The following is a 14,215-nucleotide window of genomic DNA, read 5'->3' as shown; positions in this document are numbered from 1 at the left end:
CCCTCAGCGCACGGTTGGGTTGCCGCCGAAATGGCGCGCCACGAACAGCACCAGCCAGGTCACGACGCCCAGCGCGATCGACAGCGAGGCGGCCAGCGCGAAGTTGGCGTAGTTGGTGAACTCGTTGTAGATGGTGATGGGGATCACCTCGAACTTGCTGGCCAGCGTGAAGGCCGTGCCGAAGGCGCCCATCGAGGTCGCGAACAGGATCGCGCCGCAGGCCAGCGTGGTGGGCGCCAGCTCGGGCAGCCACACGTCGCGCACCACGCGCAGGCGCGAGGCGCCCAGCGAACGGGCCGCTTCCTCGAGCTGCATGTTCATCGACTCCGCGGCCGCGGCGTAGGTGGCGATGGCGCGCGGCAGCGAGAAGTAGAGGTACGCGAGGAACAGGCCCAGCAGGCCATAGGCGAAGGTGATGCGCTCGCCGACCAGTGCGTCGGACAGGTCGGCCACCAGGCCCTGCCGGCCGCCCAGCAGGATCACGAAGAAGCCGATGATCACGCCGGGGAAGGACAGCGGCAGCGTCAGCAGCGACAGCAGCATGCGCTTGCCGACGAACTCGCGCCGCGCCAGGTAGACGCCGACCGCGCCGCCGAGGATCAGGGTGGCCAGCGTGACGCCCAGGGACAGCAGCACGGTGTTGACCATGCTCTGCACATAGCGGCCGTCGGTCAGCACCGCGAAATAGGTGGCCCAGCCCTTCTCCGCCGGCAGCGCCATCAGGCGGAGCACCGGCAACAGCCAGAACATCAGGAAGAAAGCGGCGGCCGGGGCTGCACAGCCCAGCAGCAGCCAGTGCTGCCTGGACTTCAACGCACGTCCTTCAGGTAGCGGTCGGAGAAGGCGCGCTGCGCCGCGGCCATGCGGCCGTAGTCGACGGTCTTGGCGCGCGCGTATTCGGCGGCGGGCAGGAACTGGGCCTCGACGTCCTTGGGCATGGCGCTGGCGCGCACCGGGCGCAGGTAGGCCTTGGCCCAGATCGCCTGGCCTTCGTCGGACAGCGTGAAGTCCAGCACCTTCTTCGCCTCGGCCGCGTGCGGGGCCTTGGCCACCATGCTCATCACATAGGGCACGACCACCGTGCCTTCGGCCGGGATCACGAAGGCCACGTTGGCCTTGTCCTTGTACTTGGCGCGGTAGGCGTTGAAGTCGTAGTCGAGCAGGATCGCGATCTCGCCCGACAGCACGCGCGCGTACGAAGTCTGCTTGGGCACGATGGGTTCGTTCTTCTGCAGCGCCTTGAAGTAGTCGATGGCCGGGCCGAAGTTGTCGAGGTTGCCGCCGCGCGCTTCGTTGACTGCCACCGCGCCGACGTAGCCGACGAAGGCCGAGGCCGGGTCGAGGTAGCCGATCAGGCCCTTGTATTCGGGCTTGAGCAGGTCGGCCCACGACTTCGGCACCGGCTTGCCCTTGAGCGCGTCGACGTTGACCATGAAGCCCAGCGTGCCCGAGTGGATGCTGAACCAGTTGCCGGCCGGGTCCTTGAGGCCGTCGGGGATGTCCTTGAAGTTGGCCGGCTGGTAGGGCGCGACCACGCCTTCCTTCTGCGCCTGGATGGCGAAGGTCACGCCCAGGTAGGTCACGTCGGCCACCGGGCTGGCCTTCTCGGCCACCATCTGCGCCAGCGCCTGGCCCGAGTTCTTGTTGTCGGCCGGCACGGTGACGCCGGTCTTGGCCTTGACGGCGCGCAGCTGCGTGCCCCAGTCGGCCCATTCGGTCGGGCAGTTGTAGCAGATGGCCGTCTGGGCCATGGTCACGCTGGCGGCGGCGAGGCCGGCGGCCAGCACGCCCAGGCGGGCGATGCGTCGAAGGGTCGAAGACATGGAAGGCTCCTTGGTCTGAAGGGATCGGGTGGGGAGAAAGAGAAAACGAAAGAGGTCAGGCCGGCGCCGCCGCATAGGACTCGCCTTCGCGGAAGGCATGGGGCAGCAGCAGGCTGGCGTCGGCGCCGGGCGCGGTGCCGGCGGCCAGCGCCTTCACCAGCAGTTCCACCGCATGGCGGCCGATGTCGTGGTTGGGCTGGGTCACGGTGCTCAGGGCGGGCGTCAGGTCCTCGCCGAGCGCGATGCCGTCGAAGCCCACCACCGCCAGGTCCTGCGGCACGCGCAGGCCGTTGCGGTGCGCGGCGCGGATGCAGCGGATCGCCAGCAGGTCGTTCGAGCAGAACAGGGCGCTGGGGCGCGGCGCGGCCTCGAGGTAGTGGCGCACGGCCTCGACCGCCGTCTCGACGAAGGGCACCTCGAGCAGCGGCAGCGCGTCCAGGCCGGCGTCGGCCATGCCCTGGAGGTAGCCACGAAAGCGTTGCTGCGAGCGGTCGGACGCGGCCAGCGTGCCGCTGACCATGGCGATGCGCCGGTGGCCCAGCCGCACCAGCCGCTCGACCACCTCGGCCGAGGCGCGCTCGCTGTCGACCGAGACGCAGGGATGGGCCGGGTGCCGGTTGTAGGCCAGCACGTAGGGCACGGCCGCGCCGTGCAGCCGCTGCAGCGCGACCGAGTTCGAGGGGTTGGAGACCACCAGGATCATCCCGTCGACATTGCCGGCCAGCAGCTGGTGGACCGAGCGCTGCTCCTCCTCGACCTCGTAGCCGGTGGTGACCGGGATGATCGCATAGCCGCCGGCCGCCGCAGCCTCGGCGATGCCCTGCAGGCATTCGGCGAAGGTCGGGTTCAGCAGCGTGGGCAGCACCACGCCCAGCACGCGGCTGCGCTGGGTGCGCAGCGTGCGGGCGCTGGCGTTGGGCAGGTAACCCAGCTCCTTGGCCACGCGCTCGACCAGCTCACGGGTGGCGGGCGCGACCTTGTCCGGGAAATTGAATGCACGTGAAACCGTGGCGACGGAGACGCCGGCACGTTCGGCAACGATCTGGATGTTCATCTGTGGTGGCGATATGTAATCGATTACATTGCACCACGGCAGTATGACCCTGTGATGACGAACGAGAAAACCGCGTAAACCCTAGGAGGGTCGACGCGGTTTTCGTGAGAAGCGAAGGGAGATGGCTTACTTGCCGCGTTTGACGCGCCGCAGCTCGTCCAGGATCAGGCAGATGGCGCCGATGGTGATCGCCGCATCGGCCACGTTGAAGGCCGGGAAGTGGCGCCCGGCGAGGTGGAAGTCCAGGAAGTCCACCACGTAGCCGTGCATCATGCGGTCGACCACGTTGCCCACGGCGCCGCCCAGGATGCAGGCCATGGCGAAGCTGAACAGCTTCTGGCCCGCGTGCGACTTCAGCATCCAGACGATGAACACCGCAGCCGCCAGGCCGATGCCGGTGAACAGCCAGCGCTGCCAGCCCGAGCTGTCGGCCAGGAAGGAGAAGGCCGCGCCGGTGTTGTGCGCACGCACGATGTTGAAGAAGCCGGTGATCTGGGTCCAGTCGCCGAGCCGGTAGTAGCCCAGGATCAGCGTCTTGGTGAACTGGTCGAGGATGAACAGCACCAGCGCCAGGCCCAGCCAGGGCCAGATGCTGTTGGCCAGGCTCTTGCCCGCACCCCGCTTGGCGGTGACGGCGCGGGCCATCAGGCGACGCTCCGCGCTTCGCCGGCGCCGTAGAGGTTGCTGGTGCAGCGGCCGCACAGCGTCGGGTGCGCCGCATCGTGTCCCACGTCGGCACGCCAGTGCCAGCAGCGCTCGCACTTGGTGTCGGCGCTGGGCGTGACCAGCACCGAGGGTGCGTCGCCGGCCACCAGCGTGACGGCCGAGGTGATGAACACGAACTTCAGGTCTTCGCCCAGCGAGGCCAGCAGCGCATGGTCTTCCGGCGTGGCGGTGAGCACCACGTTGGCCTGCAGCGAGGAGCCGACCTGGCCGGTGGCGCGCACCGTCTCGATCTCCTTGTTGACGCTGTCGCGGATCTCGCAGATGCGCGTCCACTTGGCCAGCAGGCCGTCGTCGGGCGTGCCCAGGTCGCTGTAGACCTGCGTGAAGATCGAGGTGCCGGGCGCGCCCGTGCCCACCAGCTTCCACGCCTCTTCGGCGGTGAAGCTCAGGAAGGGCGCCATCCAGCGCAGCATCGCCTGCGTGATGTGCCACAGCGCGGTCTGCGCGCTGCGGCGCGCCTGCGAGCCGGGTGCCGTGGTGTAGAGCCGGTCCTTGAGCACGTCGAGGTAGAAGCCGCCCAGGTCTTCGGAGCAGTAGATCTGCAGCTTGGCCACCACCGGGTGGAACTCGTAGACCTGGTAGTGGGCCAGGATCTCGGCCTGGAACTCGGCCGCGCGCGCCAGCGCGTAGCGGTCGATCTCGAGCAGCTGGTCGAGCGGCACCGCGTCCTTGGCGATGTCGAAGTCGCTGGTGTTGGCCAGCAGGAAGCGCAGCGTGTTGCGGATCCGGCGGTAGGCATCGACCACGCGCGCCAGGATCTTGTCGTCGCCCGCGATGTCGCCCGAGTAGTCGCTGGCCGCCACCCACAGGCGGATGATCTCGGCGCCCAGCTTCTTGCTGACCTCCTGCGGGTCGATGCCGTTGCCCAGCGACTTGCTCATCTTGCGGCCCTGGCTGTCGACCGTGAAGCCGTGCGTCAGCAGGCCCTTGTAGGGCGCGCGGCCCTCGAGCGCCGAGGCGATCAGCAGCGACGAATGGAACCAGCCGCGGTGCTGGTCATGGCCTTCGAGGTACAGGTCGGCCTCGGGGCCGACGTCGTGGTGCACGTTGGGGTGGGTGCCGCGCAGCACGTGATAGAAGGTCGAGCCGGAGTCGAACCACACCTCGAGGATGTCGGTGCTCTTGGTGTAGCTGGGCGCGTCCTCGGCGCCGAGGATCTCCTCGGTCGTGACGCGGCTCCAGGCCTCGATGCCGCCCTTTTCGACGATGTCGGCGGCCTGGTCGAGGATCTCCATGGTGCGCGGATGCAGCTCGCCCGAATCCTTGTGCAGGAAGAAGGGGATCGGCACGCCCCAGCTGCGCTGGCGCGAGATGCACCAGTCGGGCCGGCCGGCGATCATGTCGTGCAGGCGCGCCTTGCCGTTCTCCGGGTAGAAGCTGGTCTGCTCGATGGCGTCGAGCGCGGTCTGGCGCAGCGTCTTGGGCGCCTTGTCCTTGGTGAACACGCCTTCGCCCTCGTCCATGCGGATGAACCACTGCGCCGCGGCGCGGTAGATCACCGGCGTCTTGTGGCGCCAGCAGTGCGGGTAGCTGTGGGTGATGCCCTCGGTGGCCAGCAGGCGGTTGGCGTCGCGCAGCGCGGCGATGATCTCCGGCACGGCCTTCCAGATGTGCTGCCCGCCGAACAGCGGGAAGTCCGGGGCGTAGGTGCCGTTGCCCTGCACCGGGTTCAGGATGTCGTCGTAGGCGACGCCGTGGGCGATGCAGGAGTTGAAGTCGTCCACGCCATAGGCGGGCGACGAGTGGACCAGGCCGGTGCCGTCGCTGGCGGTGGCGTAGTCGGCCAGGTAGACCGGCGACAGGCGCTGGTAGCCGGCATCCACGTCGTACAGCGGATGCTCGAATTCCAGCCCGCCCAGTGCCTCGCCCTTGACCGTGGCCAGCACCTTGCCGTCGAGCGCATAGCGCGTCATGCACATCTCGACCAGGGAATTGGCCAGGATCAGCAGGCCGCGCTCGGTGTCGACCAGCGAGTACTCGAGCTCGGGGTTCAGGTTGATGGCCTGGTTGGCCGGGATGGTCCAGGCGGTGGTGGTCCAGATGACCGCGAAGATGTCGCCCAGCACATCGGGGCGGCCGAAGGCTTCGAGCACCTTGGCGCGCTCGTGCGCCTTGAAGGCCACGTCGATGGTCTGCGACTTCTTGTCGGCGTACTCGATCTCGAACTCGGCCAGCGAGGAACCGCAGTCGAAGCACCAGTACACGGGCTTCAGCCCGCGGTAGACGAAACCGCGCTCGATCACGCGCTTGAAGGCGCGCAGCTCGCCGGCCTCGTTGGCGAAGTCCATGGTCTTGTACGGGTGGTCCCACTCGCCCAGCACGCCCAGGCGCTGGAAGTCGGCCATCTGCTGCGCGATCTGCTCGGTCGCGAAGGCGCGGCTCTTGGCCTGCATGTCGTCGCGGCTCAGGTTGCGGCCGTGCTTCTTCTCGATCGCGTTCTCGATCGGCAGGCCGTGGCAGTCCCAGCCGGGCACGTAGAGCGCGTCGAAGCCTTCGAGCTGGCGCGCCTTGGTGATCATGTCCTTGAGGATCTTGTTGACCGCATGGCCCATGTGGATCTGGCCGTTGGCGTAGGGCGGGCCGTCGTGCAGGATGAACTTCGGCTTGCCGATGCGGGCGTCGCGCAGCCGCTTGTAGAGGCCCTGGTCTTCCCACTCCTTGACCCAGCCCGGCTCGCGCTTGGACATGTCGCCGCGCATCGGGAAGGGGGTGTCGGGCAGGTTGAGGGTGGCGCGGTAATCGGTGCCGCCTGCGGTTTTGTTGTCAGCCATGGGGTTTCCAGGTGTCTGCGCTGCGGGGCAGCGCTCGAAGAATCGGGGGAGGGTGCGGCGCCGATGTGACACAAGGGCGGCCGCGCGCGGCGGAAGACGGTTCCGCTTTAAATTCGGTCGCGCGTGGTCTGACGGTGGGTGGACGCAAAGAAGGCGCGTGCGTCGTCGCCATCCTTGGCGATGCCCGCGGTGAGGGCTTCGAGGCTGGTGTAGCGCAATTCGTCGTGCAGTTTGTGCAGCAGTTCCACGCGGACGATTTTACCGTAGCCGCCTTCTCGCCCCAGTTCGGCGGGCCAATCGAGGCAATGGGTTTCCAGCAGCACGCGGCCCGCGTTGACGTCGTTCGGGTCCAGCGAGGGGCGCACGCCGAGGTTCGCCACGCCCTGCAGCGGGCGCTCGGCCAGCCCGTGCACCAGCACCGCGAAGATGCCGCTGGCGGCCGGCTTCCAGTGCTTGAAGCGCAGGTTGAGCGTGCGGAAGCCGTCGTCCTGGCCCGGCGCGGTGGCGCCCAGCGCGCGCCCCAGCTTGCGGCCGTGCACCACATGGCCCGAGATGGCGTAGGGCCGGCCCAGCAGGGTCTGGGCGTCGGCCATGCGGCCCTCGGCCAGCGCCTCGCGCACCGCCGAACTCGACACCCGCAGCCCGCGGACTTCATAGCTGTTCATGCGCGCCACGTCGAAGCCATGTTGTTCACCGGCGGCGTCGAGCATCGCGTAGTCGCCGGCCCGCTTGGCGCCGAAGCGGAAGTCATCGCCCACCAGCACGTAGCGCGTGCCCAGGCCCTCGATCAGCACGTTCCGGATAAATTCCTCGGGCGATTGCGCGGCCAGCCGGGCGTCGAAGGGCAGCACGATGGTCTGCGCCACCCCGCAGGCCGCCAGCTCACCCAGCTTGTCGCGCAGCGTGCCGATGCGCGCGGGCGCCAGCGCCGGCTGCTTGGTGAGCGCCGAGAAGTAGTCGCGCGGGTGGGGTTCGAAGGTCAGCACGCAGCTGGGCAGGCCGCGCTGGCGCGCTTCGGTCTGCAGCAGCGCCAGCATGGCCTGGTGGCCACGGTGCACGCCGTCGAAATTGCCGATGGTGAGGGCGCAGGCCGAAGCCACGCCAGGATGCCGGAATCCGCGAAAAACCTGCATGGATCGATCTGTTTTTGAGAGCGCTGCAAGCCCGCGGAATGGGGCCACGGCAGGGCGTGTTGTCACAAAGCCGGTATATTGTGACGCAGTGCGTCGCGGTGCGTGCCCTCCGGGGTGCTGCCGTGGTCCGGGTCTCTCCGTGTTCTTCCCTGTTGTCAGGAGGCGTGTGTGAAGGTCTTGAAGCTGTCGGCCCAAGGGCTGCCCCAGTCGTGGATTTCGCTTGAAGAGGCGGTGCTCCACTACGCGGCGGGCGAGGTGCGCTGGGAGGTCGGCGCGCAGGTGGCGGTCTTCCGTGGCGGCCACAATGCGGTCACCGGCCTGCAGTCGCAGATCGCGATCAACAGCATCATCGGCACCAAGGGTGTGCCCCGCATCAATCCGTTCACGCAGCGGCCCGGCCTGAGCAACAGCAAGCTGTTCGCGCGCGACCGCAATGTCTGCGCCTATTGCGGCGGCCATTTCCACGAGGACGAACTCACGCGCGAGCACATCATCCCCTTCGCGCAGCAGGGCATCGACGTGTGGATGAACGTGGTCACGGCCTGCAAGCCCTGCAACCACCGCAAGAGCAGCCGCACGCCCGAGCAGGCCAACATGCCGCTGCTCTACACGCCCTACGTGCCCAGCCTCTGGGAGGACTTCATCCTGCGCAACCGCCGCATCCTGGCGGACCAGATGGAGTTCCTGATGGCGCACCTGCCGCAGAGTTCGCGGCTGCACGACAGCTAGCGCCAGTCGGGCGGGCGCTTCTCGATGAAGGCCTGCACGCCTTCCAGCGCGCTCTCGTCCATCATGTTGCAGGCCATGGTCTGGCTGGCGTCGGCCAGCGCAGCCTCGATGCCGGTTTCGAGCTGGCGGTAGAACAGGCCCTTGCCGAGCGCCAGCGCGATGCGCGGCTTGGCGACGATGCTCGCGACCAGCGATTCGACCTCGGCGTCGAGGGCCTCGGGCGGCGCCACGCGGTTGACCAGCCCCTTGTCCCGGGCCTCCTCGGCGCCGATGAACTCGCCCGTCACCAGCATCTCGAAGGCCGCCTTGCGCCCCAGGTTGCGCGACAGCGTGACGCTGGGCGTGGCGCAGAACAGGCCCACGTTGACGCCGCTGACCGCGAAGCGCGCATCGCTCGCGGCCACCGCCAGGTCGCACATCGCCACCAGCTGGCAGCCGGCCGCGGTGGCGATGCCGTGCACGCGCGCGATCACGGGCACCGGCAGGCGCTGGATCCGCAGCATCATCGCGCCGCAGCGCTCGAACAGCTGCTGGTAGTAGTTCAACGAGGGCTCTGCGCGCATCTCCTTGAGGTCATGCCCGGCGCAGAAGGCCTTGCCGGCGCCGGCGATCACGACCGCGCGCACCTGCTCGTCTTCTGCGATACCGTCCAGCGCCTGCTCGAGCGCCTCGATCAGGGCTTGCGACAGCGCGTTGAAGGCCGCGGGCCGGTTCAGCGTCAGCGTGACCACGCCGCGCGCGTCGCGCGTCTGCAGCAGGCAGGGCGTCGGGGTGGCGTCCATGGCGTCAGTAGGTGAGTTCGAGCACCGTCACATGGCCCTGTGCCGCGGGCCAGGTCTGGCCGGCGATGCGTTCGCCGTTGAACTCGCCGCTGACCGCGCGTTGCGGCGCATCCGCCGCGATGCGCAGCCTGGAACTCGACACGCCCGCGCCCTTGGGCGGCACGCCGGCCGGCGGGCTCTGGCCGTCGAAGCGCAGGGTGTCGCGTTGCACGTCGAAGTAGCCGCGCGGCCGCGTGAAGACCACGACCGCATTCGCGCCGCTGTCGGCGGCCGCGAGGCGTTCGGGGCGCAGGTGGACCACGCTGCTGCTGCGCGGGAAGGGGCTGCGGTAGATGTGGGTCACGCCGCCCGCGGCGCTGACGGCGAACTCATGGAACGTGTCGCCGCGTGCGGCGAAGGGGCCCCAGCGGCCGTCGGCGCCGATGTCCTGGCGGTGCACCGCCTCGCCGCGCCGCACGCCCGTGGCCGGGTCGACCGCGTAGATGGCGAGCTGCGCACCGGCCAGCGGCAGGTTCTCCGCGTTGAGCACGCGGCCGCCGAGCACCACACTGGCTTCGGGCGCGATGGCCGTGCTGCGTGGCGCCTCGCCCGTGAGGAACTGCCAGGTGGCGGCAAAGGCGGCCGGCGAGAACGAGACCTCGCGGTGGTCGGCGCGCGGCAGCACGAGGTTGGTCGCCCCCTTGAGCGCCGGTCCGTCGAAGCCGATGTTCGTCGGCTGGCCCGGCGCGCCGATCCACGCACCGTCGGGCTGCGCGTACTTGTCGTTGTTGTCCGAGCGCAGGGTCAGCCATTTCACGCTCGGCGTGACCTCGTCGCCGTTCGGGCCCTTGGGCGCATTGAGCTGCTGCATGAAGCGCGAGAGCCCCGAGAACTCGTTGTTCTCGCGGAAGCCCCTGACCGCCCAGATGCCGTGCGCCGGGTTGCCGCCCAGCACCACGTGGCTCACCACGGCCGCGCCGCCGCCGTTCTGCACGTAGTTGCGGATCGTGTTGCCGCCGCGCGAGTTGCCGATCAGCACCACCTTGCTGGCGCCGGTCGCCTTGAGCACCCGGTCGACCTCGGCCTTCAGGAAGGCGGCCGATTCGGCGCTCGAACTGCGGCCGGGCTGCGCCACGGCATCGTCGTCGCGTGCCAGCGGCGTGGGCTGGTCGACCGCGAACAGCCGATCGCGCGGCCAGCCGTTGGATTCGAAGCGCCAGAGCGTGGTCTGCCACAGTGCGGCCGAATCGCCGTTGCCGTGCATGAAGACGATCGGCGGGCGTTCGGTGGTCGATGGCGGGGAGGACGTTGCGCAGGCGGTCAGCATGGCGGTGGCGGCGGTCCCGAGGACGGCCATGGCGAGGAGGGTGCGGCGGGATGGCATGTTGCGTTCCTGGGGCTGGGGTCCACGTGAAAACGCCCGCCGGCGCAGAAGCGGGCGGGCGTTGGATGCTAAGAGGGAAAGACCGTCAGGCGAAGACGCCGGCCGTGTCCTGCATGCGGGCCGACACTTCGCCCAGGTGGTGCAGCGTGTCGCCGAAGGTCAGTTCCAGCTGCGTGAGCTTGCGGAAGTAGTGGCTGCCGATGTATTCGTCGGTCACGCCGATGCCGCCGTGCAGCTGCACCGAGTTCGCGGCCACATAGCGCATCGACGTGCCCAGCTGGTACTTGGCGCGCGCCAGCGCCTGGCGGCGCTCGTCGGCCGGTGCGTTGAGCTTGAGCGTCGCGTAGTAGCTCATCGAGCGTGCGAGTTCGAGCTGCATCTTCATGTCGGCGACGCGATGGCGCAGCGCCTGGAAGCTGGAGATCACCACACCGAACTGCTTGCGCTGGTTCATGTAGTCGATGGTCAGGGCGACGGTCTTGTCCATCACGCCGACGGCTTCGGCGCAGGTGGCGGCGATGCCGACGTCCACCGCGTACTCCAGCGCAGCCAGGCCGTCGGCCGTGATCAGCGCGGCATCGGCCTTGTCGAACACGACCTCGGCCGCGCGGCTGCCGTCCTGCGTGCCGTAGCCGCGGGCTTCGACGCCGCTGGCGCTGCGCTCGACCAGGAACAGGGCGATCTTGCCGTCGACCTTGGCGGGCACGATGAAGGCATCGGCCTCGTCACCCACCGCCACCAGGCTCTTGGCGCCGGTCAGCGAATGACCGCTGCCCGACTTCACGACCGTGGCCTCGCACACGTCGAGGCGGTAGCGCGCCTTGCGCTCCTGGTAGGCCAGCACCACGATGGCCTGGCCACCCGCGATGCGCGGCAGCCAGTTGTCCTTGAGGTTGCCGTCGGCATAGCCGCCGAGCACCGCACCCGCGATCAGCGTTTGCGCGAAGGGCTCGAGCACGATGCCGCGGCCCAGTTCTTCCATCACGACCATGCCGGCCACCGGGCCCATGCCCAGGCCACCGTCGTCTTCGGAGATGTACAGGCCGCCCAGGCCGAGTTCGGCCAGTTCGTCCCAGGCCTCGCGCGAGAAGCCGCCCTTGGCCTCGATGCCGCGGCGGCGCTCGAAGTCGTAGCCCTTGTCGACCCACTTGCGGACCGCGTCGCGCAGCTGTTCCTGGTCGTCGGTGAAATTGAAGTCCATGTTCGTGTCTCCTCAGCCCAGGACCGTCTGCGCGACGATGTTGCGTTGCACTTCGTTCGAACCGCCGTAGATGGTGGTCTTGCGCATGTTGAAGAAGGTCGACGTCAGCGGCGCGAGCGCCGGGTTGCCGCCCGGGAAGTTGCCCTGCCAGCCGGCTTCCATGGCTTCGCGGATCAGCGGCAGCGAATACGGGCCGCCGGCCAGCATCATCAGTTCGCTGTAGCGCTGCTGGATCTCGCTGCCGCGGATCTTGAGCAGGCCTGCGACGTCGAGCGAGTTCTTGCCCGAGGTGGCGGCCGACAGCACGCGCAGCACCATCATCTCGAGCGCGACGATGTCGACCTCGAGCTTGGCGACCTCGTCGCGGAAGCGCGGCTCGTCGTAGACACCTTCGCTCTTGGCGATGCGCTTCAAGCGCTCGAGCTCGCGCTTGGCGCGGTTCACGTCGGCGATGTTGGTGCGTTCGTGCGAGAGCAGGTGCTTGGCGTAGGTCCAGCCCTTGTTCTCTTCGCCGATCAGGTTCTCGGCCGGCACTTCGACGTTGTCGAAGAACACTTCGTTCACTTCATGGCCGCCGTCGAGCAGCTTGATCGGGCGCACCGTGACGCCGGGCGACTTCATGTCGAGCAGCAGGAAGCTGATGCCGGTCTGCGGCTTGCCTTCGTTGCTGGTGCGCACGAGGTTGAACATCCAGTCGCCGTACTGGCCCAGCGTGGTCCAGGTCTTCTGGCCGTTCACGATGTACTTGTCGCCTTGGCGCTCGGCCTTGGTCTTGACCGACGCCAGGTCGGAGCCCGAGCCGGGTTCGCTGTAGCCCTGGCTCCACCAGACTTCGCCGCTGGCGATGCCGGGCAGGAAGCGTTTCTGCTGTTCGGCGTTGCCGAAGGCCATGATCACCGGGGCCACCATCACGGGGCCGAAGGGGATGATGCGCGGCGCGCCGGCCAGTGCGGTCTCTTCCTCGAACAGGTGGCGCTGGATCGCGGTCCAGCCGGGGCCGCCGAATTCCTTCGGCCAGCCGTAGCCCAGCCAGCCCTTCTTGCCGAGGATCTTGGCCCAGCCTTGCAGATCGTCGCGCGTGAGTTCGAGCGCGTTGTGCACCTTGTGCGAAATCTCGTGCGGAAGGTTTTCCTTGACCCAGGCGCGAACCTCTTCGCGGAACTTCTGTTCTTCGGGTGTGAAGCTCAAATCCATGCTTGCCTCGAATGGTTGATTCCGTCGCCGCGAGGAGGGCGGCGTGTCTCCGGAATCCGACTTTTTAGCACGGTCGTGCGTGATTCGGGTGTCCGCGCTGCGACAACCGGGCACGCCAGGACCGCGGTGCAGGCGCACGGATAATCCCGCGACCCATGAAAAACATCGTGATCCTGATTTCGGGCGGAGGCTCCAACATGGCCGCCATCGTGCGCGCGGCGGCCCAAGAACGCTGGGCCGAGCGCTTCGACGCGCGCATCGCCGCCGTCGTGAGCAACAAGGCCGACGCAGGCGGACTGGCTTTCGCGCAGGCCGAGGGCATCGCCACGGCGGTGCTGTCGCATAAGGCCTTCGCGACGCGCGAGGCCTTCGATGCGGCGCTGGCCGAAGCCATCGATGTCCATGCGCCGGCGCTGGTGGTGCTCGCAGGCTTCATGCGCATCCTCACGCCGGGCTTCGTGGCGCGCTACGAGGGGCGGCTGCTCAATATCCATCCCTCGCTGCTGCCGGCCTTTCCGGGCCTGGACACGCACCGGCGCGCCCTCGAGGCGGGCTGCCGCGTGGCGGGCGCCACGGTGCACCAGGTCACGGCCGTGCTCGACCATGGCCCGATCGTCGACCAGGCCGTGGTGCCCGTATTCGCCGACGACACGCCCGAGGCCCTGGCCGCACGCGTGCTGACGCAGGAGCACCGGCTCTATCCGCGTGCGATCGCCCGCTGGCTGGCGCAGTCCCGATGACACAATCCGGTTTTTCAGGGAGTGCCCGAATGACCCGAAGAACGATCGGTTTTTCCATCGCCGCCCTGGCGATCGGCCTGCTGACCGCCTGTGCGGCGCCCGCGCCGGCGCCTGCGCCGGTGGTCGAGGCGCCGGTGGTGGCCAGGCCGGCACCGGTGCCCGCGCCCGTGCCGCAGCCCGAGTGCAGCGCCGCGGGTGCCCGGTTCGCGGTGGGCCAGACGCTGTCGCCGCAGCTCGAAGCCGCCGCCCGCACCCGCGCCAACGCGACGGTGTCGCGCGTGCTCAGGCCCGGTCAGGCCGTGACCCTGGAGTTCAATGCCGCGCGCCTGAATCTCGAGGTCGATGCGCGCAGCCGCGTGACCGCCGTTCGTTGCGGCTGAGCACGCCCCGGCGGCTTCAGTCGATCTTGCGGAAGCGGGGCTGCGCACGCCCCTCGAAGACGATCTCTTCCCCGAACATGGCGGCCGGGCGCACCCACAGGCCGCGCTGGCCGTAGAGCGCGCGGTAGAGCGTCATCGGCTCGAGGGTTTCGCTGTGCCGCACGGTGCCGACGACGTCGTATTCGCCTCCTTTGTAGTGGCGGTAGCGCCCGGGTGGCGTTTCGATCAGGGGCGGCAGGTCGGTGTCGTTCATGCACGCATTTTCGTGCGCGCGGCCGGCCTGGAAGCAGGCGAGGTCCCGCGGCTGAGACAATCGGGG

General features: G+C 68.7%; 14 protein-coding genes. 3 read left to right on the top strand and 11 right to left on the bottom strand.

The window, feature by feature from the left end; translation table 11 throughout:
- Positions 1 to 3: 3 nt before the first annotated feature.
- From K0H49_RS06705 to K0H49_RS06680, 6 genes are all read right to left on the bottom strand, one after another.
- Positions 4 to 813: an ABC transporter permease gene (locus K0H49_RS06705; RefSeq protein ID WP_257624611.1), complete on the bottom strand. Its 810-nt coding sequence runs from the start codon at positions 811 to 813 to the stop codon at positions 4 to 6.
- Positions 810 to 1,823, bottom strand: a complete 1,014-nt coding sequence (locus tag K0H49_RS06700) for an ABC transporter substrate-binding protein (protein WP_219210521.1) — start codon at positions 1,821 to 1,823, stop codon at positions 810 to 812. Before K0H49_RS06700 ends, K0H49_RS06705 begins: the two co-directional genes overlap by 4 nt.
- Before the next feature lie 55 nt (positions 1,824 to 1,878).
- Positions 1,879 to 2,877 (bottom strand): LacI family DNA-binding transcriptional regulator, encoded by a 999-nt coding sequence (locus K0H49_RS06695; protein ID WP_219210519.1) that lies wholly within the window; start codon positions 2,875 to 2,877, stop codon positions 1,879 to 1,881.
- Between the two features lie 126 nt (positions 2,878 to 3,003).
- On the bottom strand, positions 3,004 to 3,522 hold the full coding sequence (lspA, locus tag K0H49_RS06690; protein ID WP_219210517.1) for a signal peptidase II: 519 nt from the start codon (positions 3,520 to 3,522) through the stop codon (positions 3,004 to 3,006).
- The gene (gene ileS, locus K0H49_RS06685) at positions 3,522 to 6,374 is read right to left on the bottom strand and encodes an isoleucine--tRNA ligase (protein ID WP_219210514.1); all 2,853 of its coding nucleotides are present in this window, start codon (positions 6,372 to 6,374) and stop codon (positions 3,522 to 3,524) included. Before ileS ends, lspA begins: the two co-directional genes overlap by 1 nt.
- 107 nt (positions 6,375 to 6,481) lie before the next feature.
- On the bottom strand, positions 6,482 to 7,507 hold the full coding sequence (locus K0H49_RS06680) for a bifunctional riboflavin kinase/FAD synthetase (protein ID WP_219210512.1): 1,026 nt from the start codon (positions 7,505 to 7,507) through the stop codon (positions 6,482 to 6,484).
- Between the two features lie 168 nt (positions 7,508 to 7,675).
- Between K0H49_RS06680 and K0H49_RS06675 the strand changes: the two genes are divergently transcribed.
- Positions 7,676 to 8,236 (top strand): HNH endonuclease, encoded by a 561-nt coding sequence (locus K0H49_RS06675; protein ID WP_219210510.1) that lies wholly within the window; start codon positions 7,676 to 7,678, stop codon positions 8,234 to 8,236.
- Here the strand turns inward: K0H49_RS06675 and K0H49_RS06670 are convergent.
- The 4 genes from K0H49_RS06670 to K0H49_RS06655 form a co-directional block, all read right to left on the bottom strand.
- A complete protein-coding gene (locus tag K0H49_RS06670; protein ID WP_219210504.1) occupies positions 8,233 to 9,018 on the bottom strand; it encodes an enoyl-CoA hydratase in 786 nt (261 codons plus the stop codon). The genes K0H49_RS06675 and K0H49_RS06670 overlap by 4 nt on opposite strands.
- Positions 9,019 to 9,022: 4 nt before the next feature.
- Complete coding sequence (locus tag K0H49_RS06665; RefSeq protein WP_219210502.1) at positions 9,023 to 10,381, bottom strand: alpha/beta fold hydrolase; 1,359 nt, start codon at positions 10,379 to 10,381, stop codon at positions 9,023 to 9,025.
- A gap of 85 nt (positions 10,382 to 10,466) precedes the next feature.
- Positions 10,467 to 11,582, bottom strand: a complete 1,116-nt coding sequence (locus tag K0H49_RS06660) for an acyl-CoA dehydrogenase family protein (RefSeq protein WP_219210500.1) — start codon at positions 11,580 to 11,582, stop codon at positions 10,467 to 10,469.
- Positions 11,583 to 11,594: 12 nt separating this feature from the next.
- The gene (locus tag K0H49_RS06655; protein WP_219210498.1) at positions 11,595 to 12,776 is read right to left on the bottom strand and encodes an acyl-CoA dehydrogenase family protein; all 1,182 of its coding nucleotides are present in this window, start codon (positions 12,774 to 12,776) and stop codon (positions 11,595 to 11,597) included.
- A gap of 155 nt (positions 12,777 to 12,931) precedes the next feature.
- Between K0H49_RS06655 and purN the strand changes: the two genes are divergently transcribed.
- Positions 12,932 to 13,516 carry a phosphoribosylglycinamide formyltransferase gene (gene purN / locus K0H49_RS06650; protein ID WP_219210496.1) on the top strand — a complete coding sequence of 195 codons (585 nt, stop codon included), beginning with the start codon at positions 12,932 to 12,934 and terminating at the stop codon, positions 13,514 to 13,516.
- Between the two features lie 29 nt (positions 13,517 to 13,545).
- On the top strand, positions 13,546 to 13,896 hold the full coding sequence (locus K0H49_RS06645) for an I78 family peptidase inhibitor (protein ID WP_219210494.1): 351 nt from the start codon (positions 13,546 to 13,548) through the stop codon (positions 13,894 to 13,896).
- 16 nt (positions 13,897 to 13,912) lie between these two features.
- Here K0H49_RS06645 and K0H49_RS06640 read toward each other — a convergent pair whose 3' ends face one another.
- Positions 13,913 to 14,149, bottom strand: coding sequence for a DUF1653 domain-containing protein (locus tag K0H49_RS06640; protein WP_219210492.1), 237 nt, complete (start codon positions 14,147 to 14,149; stop codon positions 13,913 to 13,915).
- Positions 14,150 to 14,215: the final 66 nt, after the last annotated feature.

This window comes from Variovorax boronicumulans (assembly GCF_019352895.1).
Classification (GTDB): Bacteria; Pseudomonadota; Gammaproteobacteria; order Burkholderiales; family Burkholderiaceae_C; genus Variovorax; species Variovorax boronicumulans_A.
This window is presented reverse-complemented; position numbering and strand designations above follow the sequence as displayed.

Excerpts from the sequence above, each read along its gene's own strand:
- K0H49_RS06700 (WP_219210521.1), bottom strand. The coding sequence starts at position 1,823 with ATGTCTTCGACCCTTCGACGCATCGCCCGCCTGGGCGTGCTGGCCGCC.
- K0H49_RS06695 (WP_219210519.1), bottom strand. The coding sequence starts at position 2,877 with ATGAACATCCAGATCGTTGCCGAACGTGCCGGCGTCTCCGTCGCCACG.
- lspA (WP_219210517.1), bottom strand. The coding sequence starts at position 3,522 with ATGGCCCGCGCCGTCACCGCCAAGCGGGGTGCGGGCAAGAGCCTGGCC.
- ileS (WP_219210514.1), bottom strand. The coding sequence starts at position 6,374 with ATGGCTGACAACAAAACCGCAGGCGGCACCGATTACCGCGCCACCCTC.
- K0H49_RS06680 (WP_219210512.1), bottom strand. The coding sequence starts at position 7,507 with ATGCAGGTTTTTCGCGGATTCCGGCATCCTGGCGTGGCTTCGGCCTGC.
- K0H49_RS06670 (WP_219210504.1), bottom strand. The coding sequence starts at position 9,018 with ATGGACGCCACCCCGACGCCCTGCCTGCTGCAGACGCGCGACGCGCGC.
- K0H49_RS06665 (WP_219210502.1), bottom strand. The coding sequence starts at position 10,381 with ATGCCATCCCGCCGCACCCTCCTCGCCATGGCCGTCCTCGGGACCGCC.
- K0H49_RS06660 (WP_219210500.1), bottom strand. The coding sequence starts at position 11,582 with ATGGACTTCAATTTCACCGACGACCAGGAACAGCTGCGCGACGCGGTC.
- K0H49_RS06655 (WP_219210498.1), bottom strand. The coding sequence starts at position 12,776 with ATGGATTTGAGCTTCACACCCGAAGAACAGAAGTTCCGCGAAGAGGTT.
- purN (WP_219210496.1), top strand. The coding sequence starts at position 12,932 with ATGAAAAACATCGTGATCCTGATTTCGGGCGGAGGCTCCAACATGGCC.
- K0H49_RS06645 (WP_219210494.1), top strand. The coding sequence starts at position 13,546 with ATGACCCGAAGAACGATCGGTTTTTCCATCGCCGCCCTGGCGATCGGC.
- K0H49_RS06640 (WP_219210492.1), bottom strand. The coding sequence starts at position 14,149 with ATGAACGACACCGACCTGCCGCCCCTGATCGAAACGCCACCCGGGCGC.